Source organism: Neobacillus sp. plas4 (assembly GCF_057221695.1).
In genome coordinates, this window is record NZ_CM170152.1 from 4,871,988 (window position 1) to 4,886,851 (window position 14,864).

Genomic DNA, 14,864 nt, shown 5'->3' on the forward strand with positions numbered 1-14,864 from the left:
TATTCGAATGGAGGTTTTTACATGTTTGATGTTATAGTGATTGGTGCTGGACCAGCAGGAGCAAGTGCTGCTTTAATTACTGCTAAAGCTGGTAAAAAAACATTGGTTATTGATAATGATAAGAGCGCTACCAAGCGTGCATGGGTGGAAAACCATTATGGCGTGTTAGAAATCTCTGGTCCCGACCTTATAGAAATCGGAAAGAAGCAAGTCACTAAATTTGGCGGCGAAATTATTCAAGCTGCAGTTACGAACATTAGTAAAGTTGAAGGCGGCTTAAAGGTAGAAACAGATAACGGTGAACATGAAGCAAAGCATGTTATTGTTGCTACTGGATTCCTTGTAGATGTTGCTGAAAAATCTGGTCTAACTACCAAGCCAGGTACAGAGCCTAGAGTAAAAACGATTATTGATGTAAATGCACAAGGAAAAACAAATGTAGATGGCGTTTGGGCTGCAGGAACAGTTGCTGGCGTAAGTGTACATACCATCATCACAGCTGGTGACGGTGCGAAGGTTGCTTTTAATGTGGTAAGCGAATTGAATGGCGAACGTTATGTTGACCATGATGTTTTAAAAGCTTAATTGAATGAAAAAATCCCCATTTTGGGGATTTTTGTCGTTAAACCTCTAGATGTTTTCCCTCTTCCACGATATGGTAAAGAAGATGGGCAAGATGGTGAATCGGTCCATAGTCTTCTTCCTCTTCACTTACCTCCTCATTAAATTCAAGATCATTTAGATATAAGGCAGTGAACTCATAGAAATCCTTCAATTGGAAGGAATAGCAGCCAACAGGGTCTTCACTTCCGTCTTCCCCCGTTGGGTCCTCGTATTGCAGCACCATATAGGAAACATCTCCATCACCATCCTCCGCGTCAAAAAAGACAAAGAAGCCAATGTTCGTGTCTAAATCAAATAAATGCCTTGTTCCCCCTTCTGTCGCCTTTTCAAAATCCTCTTGACTTAACTTTTGAATCTGCATAGAATCGACATTATCCTCTTGATGAAAACCAACAACAAATGATTTCATAAAAATTGCCTCCTTGTTAAATACATATGTATTACTTTTCCCTAATTTTAAATATTAATTTAAAAAAAATCCTTTCAGACAAATAGAAGTGTCTAAAAGGATTTTTTTATTATCCAACAGGAGGATGAATAGGGTCAACATATTTATCATTAATACTCTTCGCAGCAAGTTCATATGAAGAGGCTGAACTACCTGCATTCTTTGTAGCAGGTGATAAAAGAATCAGTAAAGAGAGTGACAAAAATAATATAATAGACTTTTTCATTTTCTTCCTCCTCAAAAAATTTTTGATAGATAATTTAATGCTTCCATGTGCTTTCCATTTTGATTGTAATGCTCTGATAGCAGTTTATAATATCGGCTTAAATCGTCCATATGTTCTCTGGCACTTTCTAAATAAGGAATTACCTTAACTTCTAAGAATTTCATTGCTCTATCAGGTGATTCCATATAAATGAGATAAAAATTAGACAGAAGTATTTGTTTTTTCACACCCATAATCTCATTGGCAAGAGATTTGACAAGAAAAAAACATTCCTTTGCCTTTTCTGTTATATTTAAATTATAATAAATTACGCCAACTGCATATAAAGTTATACAGTAATCCTGGTTTTTTATAGGCTGTAAAGATAGACTTTTTTCATAATACATTAACGCATCCTTCACGTTGTTCATTCTATCCTGTAAGTAGCCCATATTATGATAGATTTGTGGAAGCATTCCTTCTTCCTTAAGCAGTTCAGCATTCCGTATCAAATGGTTAAAACAGACCTGTGCTTCCTCGTAAATACAAGAACGGGAATAGTTAATACCTAAGACCATCAACGTATGGAGAATCCGATAGAAATTATGTTGATTCATAAAGATTTGAAGTGCCTGCCTACCAAAGTGGATAGCATGACCAGGCTGATCCAGTGAACTTTTTACCAATGTCCAGTGGTAAAGAAATTCGCCATTTACAGATTCATTGTTGTTTTCCACAAATAATTCATCGAAGATCGCATCTGCTTTTTTATACTGACCTTTTAATATTAAGAATACAGCATTATAATATCGAAATAAATAACTCTCATGTTGGGAAAAATTTTTTCTTTGTTTCTGTAATATATCTCGTTGTGCTTCTGCCTCTGTAAGTAACCCCTTGAATAATAGATAACGATACTTATATAATTCGTATGTATACATATGTGCAGAAAAAGGGATTACATGCTCCATTATCTGGAGTTTTTGATAGATTCCCTCAATTTCTTCTCGTAAATAAAAGTTAATCTTCTCGGCAAAGTCCTTTAATAAGATTTTAATTAACTCTTCCTTTTCCTCCATTTCTTCAAAGCTGACTTCCAACCTTTCAAGTAATAAGGAAATAGTTTCTTCGTTAGCATCCTTTGAGTTATTTTCAATTTTACTTAAATGAGGGATCGAGCAAATTCCAGCAGCAAGTTCTTTTTGTGTGATCCCTTTTTGTGTCCTGTAGAATTTTATTAATGGTCCAAATTCCATCATCTCACACCCCTAGAAGCTCTTCCTTTCTCCTATTTTATACCAATATTATCACCTCTTCCACCTATTTGTTCAGACTATTTCAAAAATATTAAAATTGAAAATCTAAAAGCCATCTGCTAAAACCAGATGGCTCTTTGTCTATTATTTTACTCTTGGGAAACCAAAGCCTGAAGCATAATCATCACCAATGGCTGCACCTGTTCCACCGTTAATATCATATAGCTTAGCCCTATTTTGAAGCTCTGCCCGCAGCTGAATATTTGTCATATTCATGTTAGCTGCCCAAATCTTTGCAGCTAGTCCAGAAACATGCGGTGTAGCCATAGAAGTCCCGCTAATTGTGTTATAAGAACCATCATGCCAAGTAGACTCGATTGCTCTACCAGGTGCAGAAACCTCTACATCACGTTCTTGAATCACAAAGTCCCCATCCGTTGCTGGATTGCCTCGTGAAGAGAAGTCAGCTACACGATAAGTACCGTTTTGCTGAACATCTTCTAGCGCAGCTACGGCTACAGCATTGACTAATGCACCAGGATAGCCGATTGTATTGCTTGAAGGCCCATCATTTCCAGCTGCAGCTATCACTAATACCCCTTTACCATAGGCATAATCAACTGCACTTGAAATCAGGGAATCTTTAGCGCTTGACCCTAACGACATTGAAATAATTACTTTTGATCCTGTTCTCACTGCCTCGTCTGCTGCTGTACGAATTGCAGATGCAATATCATCTGAATAACCAGATCCACGGTTGTTTAGCACTTTATATGCCCAAAGGCCAGCCTCTGGTGCCACCCCATAAATACCTTGTCCATTGCTGCCGCCGTCAGCAAGTACAGTACCTGCAACATGTGTACCATGACCATTGCCATCAGAACAACTTCCATTAATGAGCGGCGACTTATTTTGTGTAAAATCCTTACATTGCTCTACCCGATTGGTTAAATCAGTATGATTTGTATTTGCCCCCGTATCAAGTACAGCAACTTTTATTCCATTCCCTCCTGAAGTGGTTTGAATGGCAGAATCATTGTATATGGCTTGAATTCCCCATGGTGTTTGATCGCTTGGGCCTGATTTTGTTGAACCGCCTGGCTTTGCCGCAGCTTCAGAGTTTGGTGCTAACTGTACTTCCTCTACTCTTTCAATCGTTAAATTTTTGTTTTTCAATAATGCTTGGTATTGCTTGCCGTTGACCGTTGTAGTAAACCCATCTGACCCAAAATCCCATCGAATCCCGACGTTCTTCTTTGCTTGTTCCTTATCAACGGTCGGCCCTTGAATGATAACTCGGATGGCCTCCCCCTGACTGTTTGGCTGTTGACCGAAGGCACCTGTTGCAAACATGGATACCCCCATGACAAAGCTAAGTATTGACGCTCCTACAACTTTTCTCTTTTTCATCCACATTCTCCCCTACTTCTAAACTTCAGGCTTGTACCTGTTTTTCCATTTTATTCTCAATTTTCTGAATATAAAAATGAAAATTTACCTAGAAAAGTTGGGAAATTTTTTCAAAAATCAAAAATGACCCTGAAGATTACCTTCAGAGCCTCCTATTTTTTCACATTTCATGATCAAACAGTTTCTTGACAGCCTTGGTTCACAATTGAACCTCCCGGCACTGGTGATGCACCCTGTTGACTGAAGAACCCTGTAATAACAAAACTTTGAACATCGTCCATCGCATTTGGGTTATTATTATCCCGGAACACAGCAGTGAATGTACGAGTAACCCCATTAACATTCATTGTCCCCATTACAGTAATTACACAGTTTACCCCTTCTTGGTTACAGGTAACAGAAGTAATCGATGTTGAAGTTTCAGTGAAACTTCTATCTGGCGTTTCACTACTTGTCTGATCAAAAGTTATTGTAACAAATGATGATTCAAGATCCTGAGAGCAAACATCAGCAGTATATGTTAAGGTTCCTCTACGAGTTCCTGATTCACCTACAAATGTTACCTCTTGATTTTCACGTACGGCTGCAACTCCATCAAGTCCTACACGTACGCCACATAAACAAACAACTCCCATCGTCATCCCCCCTTTCATCCTTTTGGTATAGTGTATAGCTGTAATAAAAACTTGCTTATATGTCTGTCCATTTTATTAAAAAAAGGGCATAAAAAATCCATCATCTCTATGAAATGACGGATTTTTTAGCTAGAAATATTTCTTTTTCCAAAAAATTAGTGCTGTTAACGTGGATAAAATAGTAGCAACAATAATAGAAATCCAAAATGCATGGTGACTATTTTGCAGCGGTAAATCTACATTCATCCCATAAAAGCTAAACACAATCGTTGGGAAGGATAAGATAATCGTGAATGATGTTAAAAATTTCATGACGATATTTACATTATTGGAAATAATCGAAGCAAATGCGTCCATCATCCCGCTGAGAATCGAGCTGTACGTCTCCGCCATTTCAATCGCCTGGATTTTTTCAATCATCACATCTTCTAATAAATCCTTATCTTCCTCGTACATTTTGATATAACTGAACCGAAGAATTTTATCCAAAACTACTTTATTTGATTTAAGGGAGGTCATGAAATAGACAAGACTCTTTTCTAAAGCAAGTAACGCATACAATTCTTTGTTTTTCATTGATTGATGAAGTCCACGTTCGATTTCATTTGTTTTTTTATTAATTTGTTTCAGATATCTTAAGTAATAAGATGTAATAATAGCCAAAATTTGCAAAGCAAATCGATTCTTTTTAAAAGTGAAAAACTCTTTTATTTTATTATTCTTAAAAACTTCTAAAATAGGAGTATCCTTTAAGGATACCGTTATGATACATTCATCTGTTAGCACAATCCCAATAGGAATGGTCTCATAGATTGGGAAACCTGCATCATCATGAGTAATATATGGGTAGTCCACGATGATGTATACTTGCCCATCTTCCCGTTCAATCCTTGGGCGTTCTTCATCATCAAGTGCGTCTTTTATAAAGTCAACGTAGATGTTTGCTTCATCCGCTACTCGATTCACTTCTTCCTCTGTTGGGGCATACATATTCACCCAGCAGCCTTTTGAAATCGTATCTACCTTTTCAAGTACTTTTGTTTCTGTGCTTTTATAAATCTCCAACATAATAAAACCTCCTCACTCACTTTGTTCGAGGAAGCCATACTACCTTAAAAGAGCTGATATTCCTGAAGAATCCAATTCAAAGATAACACTGACTTCCCCGCGCCTATGGCTAGGGTCCGGGTCTATTGCATAACTCAAAAATATCAACTCCTTAAACATAAAGTACTCCATTATCATAAACCGAAATATAAAAAAGTACAATCCAAGTTTTTATTCAGGAAAATAAGGGTTTAAGTGGATTAATACCTCTTCTATGTTATCGTATTGTTCCATCATTCTTCCCTTGATTAATTTGGCAAGATCATGTCCCTCCTTAATTGTCTTAAAGTGGTCAATAGATATTCGTAAATCCACTACAACATAATGACCAAGTTCCCTCGCCCTGATTCGATCAATTCTTTTAACCTCCGGAAATTCATTTACAATAGTAATGTATGCTTGTAATGTAGCAGCGTCAATATTCCGTTCAAGTAAAATATCGAAAGCCTCTGTTAACATTTCCTTAGAGATTTTAAAAATTAAATAGGCTACAAATATACTTGCTGCTTTGTCTCCGTAATGCAAAATAAAAATATCAAAGCGTTCACCGAGGATGGATAGAAATACTCCGATTGCTGCAGCAATTGAAGCCACAATATCCGCCTTATGGTCAAAGGCAATAGCTTCAATTGCCTTACTATTATGCTCATTTGCCACCTTTAATGATGAACGGTACAAAATAATCTTTGTAACATATGAAATAATCGCTACCCACATCGCTAAAAGGCTGGGTGTTGCTACTTCATGGAAGAAACCAGCGATTCCTTCATACATAACATATATGGAAACAAGAAATAGTAAAATACCCACAATACCGGAAACAATGACCTCTGCTTTTCCATGACCATATGGGTGTTCTTGATCAGCCGGCTTATTGGCAATTTTTATGACAAGTAAGACAATCACTGAAGCAAAAACATCTGCAGCAGAATGAATTCCATCTGCAAAAACAGCGTCACTATTCCCATACCAGCCTATGAAAAGTTTCCCTACTGTTAAGAGGATATTACTGACAACACTTATCCAAGCAATTTTCTTTGCTAAGGATTCCCTCATCTGCCTTCTCCACCTCAAAATATCTATTTCTTTATTTGATTATTTCCAGTTTCCTTCACCATCATCTCTTCTTCCTCTTCTACTGAAATCCTGTTTATCGCGTCATGTAAAAAGTGAAAGGCTTCATCCAATTGTTCCCTTGTAGGATAATTTTCTTTATTCATCATCATCAGCTCCATTAAGTTTTTTGTATGAGTAATCCTTTAATAATAAGTAGAAAATACGGTTGTACCCATTAAATTAAAGGAGAGTGCAACAGCATGGATAAAAAAAATTCTGCTAAAAACAGTACGGATCTCGCTGGAAGGATTTACGAAACAAGTGATTATCAGAAGAACGACGTTATCGCTACTGGCCTATCGACCACACATGAACAGGCAAGTGATAGCTATATGGAGGGTACTATAGATCCAACAACGGATGACGATTTAAACGCAAAGGATCTCCCAATAGCCCAAAAGCCATACAGAAATGAATAGAAAGGTGTAAGCGCCTAGGCTGAAGCTGGACAAGTAAAATCAGAGAAAACAGCTTTCCAAACGAAAGCTGTTTTCTTTTTACTTATCGTCGTCTACATATGGATCATGTTCATATGCCGGTAAGTCACCAAAGCTTGTCATGATTCCTTCCTCATCCAGTTGCTCTTCGTAGCGTTCATGTTGTGAATTTGGGTAAACTGTAATATTGTTACCATACATATCATTCCCAACGAAATTTTCGAAGTCCTCAACATACCCCTCATTTTCATCTGGCTCATTACTAACATCGTTGTAATGCTCCTGCGGGAATGCCAAATCAGAAGGTGTATCGGATGTACCCCATTGCGCCACTGTCTGCCAGGAGTCCTCCGCATCGAAGGCAACATTTTCATCCTTGGAATCCATATCAAACTTCCCAAACGGCGGCATTAATACCCCCTCTTCAATCGGACGATCATGTGAAACCACTTGATCCGGACTGTGTTCTTTACAATAGGTGGTATTTGGCAACGCTTCTAATCGTTCATAAGAGATTTCCTGCCCGCAAACTTCACACTTTCCATATGTCCCATTTTCCATTGCTTCAAGTGCTTTATTAATATTTAATAACTGCAAGTCTGTGTGTTGATTTAGTGCAAGATCTTTTTCACGTTCGTATAAATCCGTAGCCTCATCTGCTGGGTGGTTATCATAACTCGATAATTCACCCATCGATTCATGGTAATGTGCTCGATCAAAACCATAATGATCATTTTGTTCAAGTCGTTCTTCTATTTCCTCTTTTTCCTTTAGTAATTGCAACCGAAAACCAGCAAGCTGCTCTGTCGTTAACATCGTAAACCCCTTTCAAGGCTTATTGGTTATCTATATCGCCCATTTAATGATTTCAACTTTATTTAGTACCCTTTTATTTTCATTGATTTCGCCGCCGATTATGTAATGAATTTAAGGATGCCAACAAAAACCTAAATTGCACATATGAACAGATTGAATAAGTTTTTTGAGTGGGCGTATCTTAACATATAGAAAGGCACTTGAAAGGAAAAGAGGGGATAACTATGGTAAATCAAAATTTTAATAAATTCAAAAAGGAACAACAGGAACATCAGAGCCCGTACCTAGGAGGTTCCAATCAACCACCTGGAATAAATGATCCAGAATATAACAACCAAGAAAACACGGATAAAGCTGTAGGAGCTACAGGGAGAAACATAAATGGTAAAATCGAGTAATGGAGAAGAAAGTAATGATATGAAGTGGTGGCAGCTTTCGTTGTTTGGGATTGGCTGTACAATTGGGACCGGTTTTTTCTTGGGGTCTAGTATAGCCATCAAAATGACTGGACCTGCCATTTTAATCGCCTTTATCTTTGCAGCAGCCGGAACCTATTTCGTCTTTGATGCTCTTGCAAAGATGACGGTGCAGGATCCGCTTAAGGGCGGCTTTCGTTCTTATGCAAAGAAAGCCTTTGGAAGATGGGCTGGCTTTAGCAGCGGCTGGGTCTATTGGGTGGCAGAGGTACTAATTATGGGAAGTCAAATGACTGCACTTTCAATTTTTTCACGATTTTGGTTCCCTAAGGTTCCATTATGGGTATTTGCTGGTTTCTATGCTCTTCTCGGTCTTGTTGTCGTCCTAATTGGTGTGAGTGTCTTAAATAAATTAGAAAATGTTCTTGCCATATTAAAGATAGCAGCAATTTTAATGTTTGTTATCATTGCACTATTGGCTATTTTTGGAGTGATTGATGGAGACAGACCTATTCAATATCCAACTAGCCAAAAGGATTTAATACCGCATGGTGTTTTAGGTTTGTGGTCTGGAGTCATCTTTGCCTTTTATGCCTTTGGGGGGATTGAGATATTAGGTTTAATGGCTACACAATTAAAAAACCCTAAAGAGGCTCCAAAGGCTGGTAAAGTGATGTTGTTTACGCTAATGGTTATCTATATTATTTCTATTGGACTGGCTGTGTTAATGGTCCCTTGGAATAAGTTCAATGGCGAGAAAAGTCCGTTTGTTAATGCATTAGATAATTACGATTTAACATTTATCCCCCATCTATTTAATGGGGCGTTAATTATTGCTGGTTTTTCGACCATGGTTGCCTCCCTTTTTGCAGTAACAAGCATTCTTGTTACCCTCTCTGAAGAAGGGGATGCACCTGGAATTTTCTGCAGACAAGGGAAACTAAAAGTACCTATTCCAACGTTGCTTATTACTGTATTAGGAATATCCCTCTCGATTGTTTCTGCCTTGTTAATGCCAGGACATGTTTATGAGTATATTACAACCGCTGCGGGGCTAATGCTTCTATATAACTGGATTTTTATCTTAGCCTCATCATGGAAATTATTAGAGGTGACTGCGAAGGATAAAATAAAATATTCAATCGGTATTTTGTTAATCCTCATTGCCGTCAGTGGAACATTATTTCATAAAACAAGCCGGCCCGGCTTCTTTATCAGCCTGGGATTCATTGGGATTATAGGCTGCATTACCCTCATAATGAACCTCAAATGGAAAAAGAAAAAGAAAAAAGGGAAGGTACTCAGCCCTTGGCCAACTGCTTAAACTACCCATTGCCAGCGAATAATTTGCTGGCTCTTTTAATTATCCAATTAACCAAATAAAACGTTAAAGGCTTGAAAGCCAAAGTAAATTCCAAAACCAATTAACGATATACCTGATAAGAGTGATATCCCAATCAGCAGCTTTGAAGTTAAATACTTTCGGAAATTACTCGAAATTCCTGCCATGGTAAAATCCCAAATAAGCAATCCAATAAAGATAGCACTGCTATAGAGGACTAACTGTGCCGTTTCATACGTGGCTGCTGTCTTCGCCAGTACTGATCCATATATACCAAGCCAGAATAATATGGTCAACGGATTAGAGATGGACATAAAGAAACCAGATAAAAATGATTTGATCAATGGTTCTGCCTTCCTTTGCTCTCCAACTTTCACTTTATTTGCAGAGAGCATGGTCTCTATTCCTGTATAAATTAAAACAAAACAACCGAAAAGCCATAAAAATGTTTTCATGAAGGGGATTTCAAGGAAGTGTACAACCCCAAAATAGACTATTAACATATAAACCCCATCTGCTGCAACCGCACCTACTCCAATAAGCCATGAATGCATAAAGCCATGCCGTATCCCCTTATCGATTTGCGCTGCATTAATAGGCCCTATAGGAGCAGCCAGCGACAATCCCAACAAAATATAACTTAAAAATACATTCATTCTAATCTCTCCCTGAATCGAAATTGAAGCCCGTCTATCAATTTTTATTCAGGTGAGAGGGTTTGTACCACTTTTTTATTAAAAAAGAGCCATCTTTTAAAAAGGAAGGCTCTTTTAAGGTATTAATTGGTCTCTAGTTCAATCATCTGTATTTACCCCCGGTGTTTTACATAGTTTTGTATAAGTAAATTTTCCATACAGAGTTTTTCGATTCAAAAACTTTATCAAGAGTAAGGTGTATTTCCTCTGCATTGGTAATGGGAAGAGCTGATAATATAAACTGTCCTCCCATTTCCTTAAACACAGTAGTATTTAATTCCAAGTTTTTTAATTTCCTCTTAGAATCCTTCTTGATCATATACTTTTTTCCCAGCTCGGCCGTAAAAATATAACAACGTCCACCCCAATGATCGAAATATTTGCGAATGGTTTTATTTTTCGCTAATTCAGATTCAATCATTTTCCTGAATCTGTGCTTATAGGTTAGGGGGTAAAAGTTATTATAGGTATCTAATGTGTAAAAGCCATTATACTGGGGGACGGCAGGATGAATGCCAATACTAGCCACCCTGTAGTTTTCTGGGTCTTGTCCAATATGCTCTTTTATCTCTGAAAATAATTCCTCTGCGTAAAATTCTCTTACGGTTGGTTTCTTTTGATAGATAATTTCATCATTAAATAAGAACAATAAAAGAATTTGCAGGATAGCAAAACATTGGGCAGTCCTCGCCCAGCTAAGCCCTTGCTGCCAAAGTATTCTTAATGCCAGTGCAAAACTAGCATAGATGACAAGCGGTCTTAAAAAGTGAAACCGGGCAAAATTGAAGGTATCCATAAAATGAAATTTTTTCGTTAAAGGTAACCATCCCTTATAAAACCAAAAAGCATACCAAAGAGATAAGAAGAAATTTAATGTGAATAAAAATACGAAAAGTTTTTCTTGTTTCCACTGTTTTTTAGAGAAAACAAAATAAAAAGCAATTAATGTTATAGGTAAAATAAATAGACCGTGTACAGTCATCACATGTGTATGACCAAATACATAATTTTTGAATGTTAACCGGACCGCTCTCCAAAATGGTAAGTATGCGTGAAAATATTCGTCACGGCTATTTAATTCTGTTGAGAATAAAAAGGAATAAACTAAACGGTATTCTACTATCATAAAAATCATTGTCATAAAAGCAATCGAAAATAAAAATCGAAGATTCCACCCTTTACCCCGGATCACATCCACAAGCCAAAAGATTCCCATTGCACTTAAAAAAAAGAAAAAACCTAATACAATACTAGCGTAAAAAGGGAGCAGGGCAAGAACAAGATAATCTTTCTTAGTACCTTCTCCATTGCGAATATTAAGGAAGGCCCATAATGCAAGCGGCATACCAAGAGTACTAAGCATTCCAGAGGGCCAAAAGGGAGTTAAAGCAAAGGCAAGTGCTGTACCAACTTGTAAAAAAATCCACTTTTCATTAGGCAGAAAATGCTTTTTTAATAGCAAATACATTCCTATAAAGGCCGAAACCCTCGTGATTGCCTGACTAATCCCATAAGCAATCATAGTGGGAAACAGCGCATAGAGCCAAACGATAATACTAAATTCTGTTCCAAATGTATTCCTAGGCACCCCGTTAATCATTTGGGGGATTACCGCATTGACATCTCCAAACATTTTACCGCTTCTGGCAAGAACTTTATACCAGGCCAAATTTGAGTCCAAGTTATCATGAACACGAATATGAGCATTTTCTTGAAGAATAAAGAGTGGGGAAAGATATAAAGCAATAATAAGCAAGGCAAAAATAATTAGTCTTGAACTTTTTTTCGTATCGTTTACCACTTGTTTACACCTCGTAAGAACCTTCTTCCATAACTTGCTTCGTTTAATAAAGTTTGCATCTATAATGGAAATTATTCCTTTTTTGCTGTTTTAAGTGCATACAAAATAAAAAACCTTCCGCCTAATTACGGAAGGTTCGTTCTTCTTATTTCATTAATGCTTTATTTGTTTATTTTCGTATACGTTTAAAAGGAGATCGAGCTTTTGGCTGCATTGAACAACATTTGGATTTGAATATCCATATTGTCGTGCTAGATCAATCATTTCAATCCTGACTTTTTCAATATTAGATAACAAATAGTTCATGCTTGTTTCCATCGCTTAACCCCTTTTCTTATTAATAACATATTTATATTATTAACCTAAATTTAAGTAATTTTTCACGATAAGACAAGCATATTTACAAAAAATAATTGTATCTTTCGTGAACATTATACTATTACAATTTTACCTTGACTTCGGACAGGGCTGTAGTTATTTTGTTACCTTGCGTCAGAAGTTGCCTTGACCTCGGACAGGACTGACTTAATTTTGTTACCTTGTGTCCGAAGTTGCCTTGACTTTAGACAGGGCTGTAGTTATTTTGTTACCTTGTGTCCGAAGTTGCCTTGACCTCGGACAGGACTGACTTAACTTGGTTATCTTTCTCATACCAAGGAGAGTCAAATGGAACTCAGTATCGATTCAAGTTCTTTTACTAGGGTCTTTCCTGTTTCAATAAATTGATCAGGAAAACTTGCATCCTTATCCACTGGTTCTGAGAACTGATTTAAGGTGCCAGCTTCACCAGTATGGTCATCTAGGCCGATTTGATACTGATGTGACAATAAGAATGGACGTCCAAGCTGAACCGTACAGTTACGTACGTCAAGTTGGCCATCTATGGCTGTGAATGGAAGTCTTAGATACTGATAACCTTCTTCGTCATTTAGTTTGTAATCGAAGTATCCATGGTCATAATCCCAGTTACCGCCAATGGAATACCCGATTGGCTTTAATTTTTGTTCCAGCTTATACAAATCAAATTGCTTACCTTCTACACTCGATGGAATTTCAATCAAACTTTTCGCCCCCTTTTCGTCATTATTTATTAGTTTCCCCAAAAATAATAAAAAGTAGAGTACTGATTTTCGTACTCTACCTTTTTATTTATGATTTAAAGTCTTTTTTCGAGTTCGGCCTTCTTTTCTTCGAATCCTGGTTTACCTAACAATGCAAACATATTTACCTTGTAAGCCTCTACACCAGGCTGATCAAATGGGTTGACGCCTAATAAGTACCCGCTCATTGCACATGCCTTTTCAAAGAAATAGACTAGATAGCCGAATGTATATTCATCCATTTTCGGAATCGATACGATTAGGTTCGGTACTCCGCCGTCTGTATGGGCAAGCATTGTTCCTTGGAATGCTTTATTATTAACGAAGTCAACCGTTTGTCCAGCAAGATAATTTAAACCATCTAAATCACTTTCTGCACCTTCAATCGTTAATTCATGGCGTGGATTTTCCACCTTTATTACTGTTTCGAATAAATCACGGCGACCTTCTTGTACATATTGTCCAAGTGAATGGAGATCTGTTGAGAAGTTTGCTGATGAAGGATAAATTCCTTTTTGGTCCTTACCTTCACTCTCTCCAAACAATTGCTTCCACCATTCAGAAAAATATTGAAGTCCAGGCTCATAATTGATTAACATCTCAATTGTTTTCCCTTTATTATAAAGTGCATTTCGAACAGCAGCATATTGATATGCAGGATTTTCTTCAAGCTCTGAATGACTGAAGTCTTCTTGTGCTTTTGCCGCACCTTGCATCATGGTATCAATGTCAGCACCGCTTACAGCAATCGGAAGTAAGCCAACTGCTGTTAACACTGAGTACCTGCCGCCAATATCATCAGCAATAACAAAAGATTCATAGCCTTCTTCATTCGCTAATGTCTTCAGAGCACCTCTCTCTGCGTCTGTTGTCGCATAAATTCTCTTACGTGCTTCTTCTGCACCGTATTTTTCCTCAAGCATCTTACGGAAAATTCTAAAAGCAATCGCTGGTTCCGTTGTTGTACCTGACTTCGAAATAACATTAACAGAGAAGTCTTTTCCATCCAGAAGATCCATAACATCTCTCATATACGTGGAGCTGATGTTATTGCCAACAAAAATAATTTGCGGGGTATTCCGCTTTTCTTTTGGAAGAGCATTATAAAAGCTGTGCTGTAACATTTCAATCGCAGCCCTTGCTCCTAAATATGAGCCGCCAATCCCAATCACTAACAGTACATCAGAATCAGATTTTATTTTATCTGCCGCTTTTTTAATACGTGAAAACTCTTCTTTATCATAGTTTGTAGGAAGGTCAATCCATCCCAAGAAATCACTGCCTGCTCCTGTCTGCTCATGCAGGGAATGGTGTGCCACCTTAACAGCGTCTCGCAAATATGTAATTTCATGCTCTGCAAAAAAGGCTAACGCTTTTGAATAATCAAAACGTATGTGTGTCATGAATGCAATCCTCCAATATTTTATTTTCATTACTCACTTTAACCAATGCTGGA

The 14,864-nt window shown here is 37.5% G+C and carries 18 protein-coding genes; 4 read left to right on the plus strand and 14 right to left on the minus strand.

Annotation, left to right across the window (positions count from 1 at the left end; translation table 11 throughout):
- Window positions 1-21 precede the first annotated feature (21 nt).
- A complete protein-coding gene (locus AC2TFD_RS24630) occupies window positions 22-585 on the plus strand; it encodes an FAD-dependent oxidoreductase (RefSeq protein ID WP_335511598.1) in 564 nt (187 codons plus the stop codon).
- A gap of 37 nt (window positions 586-622) precedes the next feature.
- Here the strand turns inward: AC2TFD_RS24630 and AC2TFD_RS24635 are convergent, their stop codons facing one another.
- From AC2TFD_RS24635 to AC2TFD_RS24670, 8 genes are all read right to left on the minus strand, one after another.
- Window positions 623-1,033, minus strand: a complete 411-nt coding sequence (locus AC2TFD_RS24635) for a cytosolic protein (RefSeq protein WP_484674124.1) — start codon at window positions 1,031-1,033, stop codon at window positions 623-625.
- 109 nt (window positions 1,034-1,142) lie between these two features.
- Window positions 1,143-1,298 carry a hypothetical protein gene (locus tag AC2TFD_RS24640; RefSeq protein ID WP_335511594.1) on the minus strand — a complete coding sequence of 52 codons (156 nt, stop codon included), beginning with the start codon at window positions 1,296-1,298 and terminating at the stop codon, window positions 1,143-1,145.
- Between the two features lie 11 nt (window positions 1,299-1,309).
- A complete protein-coding gene (locus AC2TFD_RS24645) occupies window positions 1,310-2,533 on the minus strand; it encodes a helix-turn-helix domain-containing protein (protein ID WP_335511592.1) in 1,224 nt (407 codons plus the stop codon).
- 144 nt (window positions 2,534-2,677) lie between these two features.
- Window positions 2,678-3,943: a S8 family peptidase gene (locus AC2TFD_RS24650; protein ID WP_335511590.1), complete on the minus strand. Its 1,266-nt coding sequence runs from the start codon at window positions 3,941-3,943 to the stop codon at window positions 2,678-2,680.
- A gap of 173 nt (window positions 3,944-4,116) precedes the next feature.
- Window positions 4,117-4,578 carry a hypothetical protein gene (locus tag AC2TFD_RS24655; protein WP_335511588.1) on the minus strand — a complete coding sequence of 154 codons (462 nt, stop codon included), beginning with the start codon at window positions 4,576-4,578 and terminating at the stop codon, window positions 4,117-4,119.
- A 129-nt stretch (window positions 4,579-4,707) separates the two neighbouring features.
- Complete coding sequence (locus AC2TFD_RS24660) at window positions 4,708-5,646, minus strand: magnesium transporter CorA family protein (protein WP_484674125.1); 939 nt, start codon at window positions 5,644-5,646, stop codon at window positions 4,708-4,710.
- 210 nt (window positions 5,647-5,856) lie between these two features.
- Window positions 5,857-6,741 (minus strand): cation diffusion facilitator family transporter, encoded by an 885-nt coding sequence (locus AC2TFD_RS24665; protein WP_335568582.1) that lies wholly within the window; start codon window positions 6,739-6,741, stop codon window positions 5,857-5,859.
- Between the two features lie 23 nt (window positions 6,742-6,764).
- Window positions 6,765-6,905, minus strand: coding sequence for a hypothetical protein (locus AC2TFD_RS24670; RefSeq protein ID WP_484674126.1), 141 nt, complete (start codon window positions 6,903-6,905; stop codon window positions 6,765-6,767).
- 96 nt (window positions 6,906-7,001) lie between these two features.
- Between AC2TFD_RS24670 and AC2TFD_RS24675 the strand changes: the two genes are divergently transcribed.
- Window positions 7,002-7,220, plus strand: coding sequence for a YozQ family protein (locus AC2TFD_RS24675; protein ID WP_335568580.1), 219 nt, complete (start codon window positions 7,002-7,004; stop codon window positions 7,218-7,220).
- 78 nt (window positions 7,221-7,298) lie between these two features.
- Here AC2TFD_RS24675 and AC2TFD_RS24680 read toward each other — a convergent pair whose 3' ends face one another.
- Window positions 7,299-8,054, minus strand: coding sequence for a TraR/DksA C4-type zinc finger protein (locus AC2TFD_RS24680; RefSeq protein WP_335511578.1), 756 nt, complete (start codon window positions 8,052-8,054; stop codon window positions 7,299-7,301).
- Window positions 8,055-8,278: 224 nt separating this feature from the next.
- On the opposite strand from AC2TFD_RS24680, the gene AC2TFD_RS24685 reads away from it, so the two are divergent.
- Both AC2TFD_RS24685 and AC2TFD_RS24690 read left to right on the plus strand, forming a co-directional pair.
- Window positions 8,279-8,452, plus strand: coding sequence for a hypothetical protein (locus AC2TFD_RS24685; RefSeq protein ID WP_335511576.1), 174 nt, complete (start codon window positions 8,279-8,281; stop codon window positions 8,450-8,452).
- Window positions 8,436-9,794, plus strand: a complete 1,359-nt coding sequence (locus AC2TFD_RS24690; protein ID WP_335511574.1) for an amino acid permease — start codon at window positions 8,436-8,438, stop codon at window positions 9,792-9,794. Before AC2TFD_RS24685 ends, AC2TFD_RS24690 begins: the two co-directional genes overlap by 17 nt.
- 47 nt (window positions 9,795-9,841) lie before the next feature.
- Here the strand turns inward: AC2TFD_RS24690 and AC2TFD_RS24695 are convergent, their stop codons facing one another.
- The 5 genes from AC2TFD_RS24695 to AC2TFD_RS24715 form a co-directional block, all read right to left on the minus strand.
- Window positions 9,842-10,468 carry a LysE family transporter gene (locus AC2TFD_RS24695; protein WP_335511572.1) on the minus strand — a complete coding sequence of 209 codons (627 nt, stop codon included), beginning with the start codon at window positions 10,466-10,468 and terminating at the stop codon, window positions 9,842-9,844.
- Between the two features lie 166 nt (window positions 10,469-10,634).
- Entirely contained in the window at window positions 10,635-12,308 is a 1,674-nt protein-coding gene (locus tag AC2TFD_RS24700; protein ID WP_484674127.1) for a DUF6044 family protein, read from the minus strand.
- 153 nt (window positions 12,309-12,461) lie between these two features.
- Window positions 12,462-12,626, minus strand: coding sequence for a Spo0E family sporulation regulatory protein-aspartic acid phosphatase (locus AC2TFD_RS24705; RefSeq protein ID WP_335511566.1), 165 nt, complete (start codon window positions 12,624-12,626; stop codon window positions 12,462-12,464).
- 344 nt (window positions 12,627-12,970) lie between these two features.
- Window positions 12,971-13,369: a YugN-like family protein gene (locus AC2TFD_RS24710; RefSeq protein ID WP_484674128.1), complete on the minus strand. Its 399-nt coding sequence runs from the start codon at window positions 13,367-13,369 to the stop codon at window positions 12,971-12,973.
- Between the two features lie 95 nt (window positions 13,370-13,464).
- On the minus strand, window positions 13,465-14,811 hold the full coding sequence (locus AC2TFD_RS24715) for a glucose-6-phosphate isomerase (protein ID WP_335511562.1): 1,347 nt from the start codon (window positions 14,809-14,811) through the stop codon (window positions 13,465-13,467).
- Between the last annotated feature and the right edge of the window lie 53 nt (window positions 14,812-14,864).

Bases quoted from the DNA above. Each gene is read 5' to 3' on its own strand.
- AC2TFD_RS24630 (WP_335511598.1), top strand. From the start codon at position 22: ATGTTTGATGTTATAGTGATTGGTGCTGGACCAGCAGGAGCAAGTGCT.
- AC2TFD_RS24635 (WP_484674124.1), bottom strand. From the start codon at position 1,033: ATGAAATCATTTGTTGTTGGTTTTCATCAAGAGGATAATGTCGATTCT.
- AC2TFD_RS24640 (WP_335511594.1), bottom strand. From the start codon at position 1,298: ATGAAAAAGTCTATTATATTATTTTTGTCACTCTCTTTACTGATTCTT.
- AC2TFD_RS24645 (WP_335511592.1), bottom strand. From the start codon at position 2,533: ATGGAATTTGGACCATTAATAAAATTCTACAGGACACAAAAAGGGATC.
- AC2TFD_RS24650 (WP_335511590.1), bottom strand. From the start codon at position 3,943: ATGAAAAAGAGAAAAGTTGTAGGAGCGTCAATACTTAGCTTTGTCATG.
- AC2TFD_RS24655 (WP_335511588.1), bottom strand. From the start codon at position 4,578: ATGGGAGTTGTTTGTTTATGTGGCGTACGTGTAGGACTTGATGGAGTT.
- AC2TFD_RS24660 (WP_484674125.1), bottom strand. From the start codon at position 5,646: ATGTTGGAGATTTATAAAAGCACAGAAACAAAAGTACTTGAAAAGGTA.
- AC2TFD_RS24665 (WP_335568582.1), bottom strand. From the start codon at position 6,741: ATGAGGGAATCCTTAGCAAAGAAAATTGCTTGGATAAGTGTTGTCAGT.
- AC2TFD_RS24670 (WP_484674126.1), bottom strand. From the start codon at position 6,905: ATGAATAAAGAAAATTATCCTACAAGGGAACAATTGGATGAAGCCTTT.
- AC2TFD_RS24675 (WP_335568580.1), top strand. From the start codon at position 7,002: ATGGATAAAAAAAATTCTGCTAAAAACAGTACGGATCTCGCTGGAAGG.
- AC2TFD_RS24680 (WP_335511578.1), bottom strand. From the start codon at position 8,054: ATGTTAACGACAGAGCAGCTTGCTGGTTTTCGGTTGCAATTACTAAAG.
- AC2TFD_RS24685 (WP_335511576.1), top strand. From the start codon at position 8,279: ATGGTAAATCAAAATTTTAATAAATTCAAAAAGGAACAACAGGAACAT.
- AC2TFD_RS24690 (WP_335511574.1), top strand. From the start codon at position 8,436: ATGGTAAAATCGAGTAATGGAGAAGAAAGTAATGATATGAAGTGGTGG.
- AC2TFD_RS24695 (WP_335511572.1), bottom strand. From the start codon at position 10,468: ATGAATGTATTTTTAAGTTATATTTTGTTGGGATTGTCGCTGGCTGCT.
- AC2TFD_RS24705 (WP_335511566.1), bottom strand. From the start codon at position 12,626: ATGGAAACAAGCATGAACTATTTGTTATCTAATATTGAAAAAGTCAGG.
- AC2TFD_RS24715 (WP_335511562.1), bottom strand. From the start codon at position 14,811: ATGACACACATACGTTTTGATTATTCAAAAGCGTTAGCCTTTTTTGCA.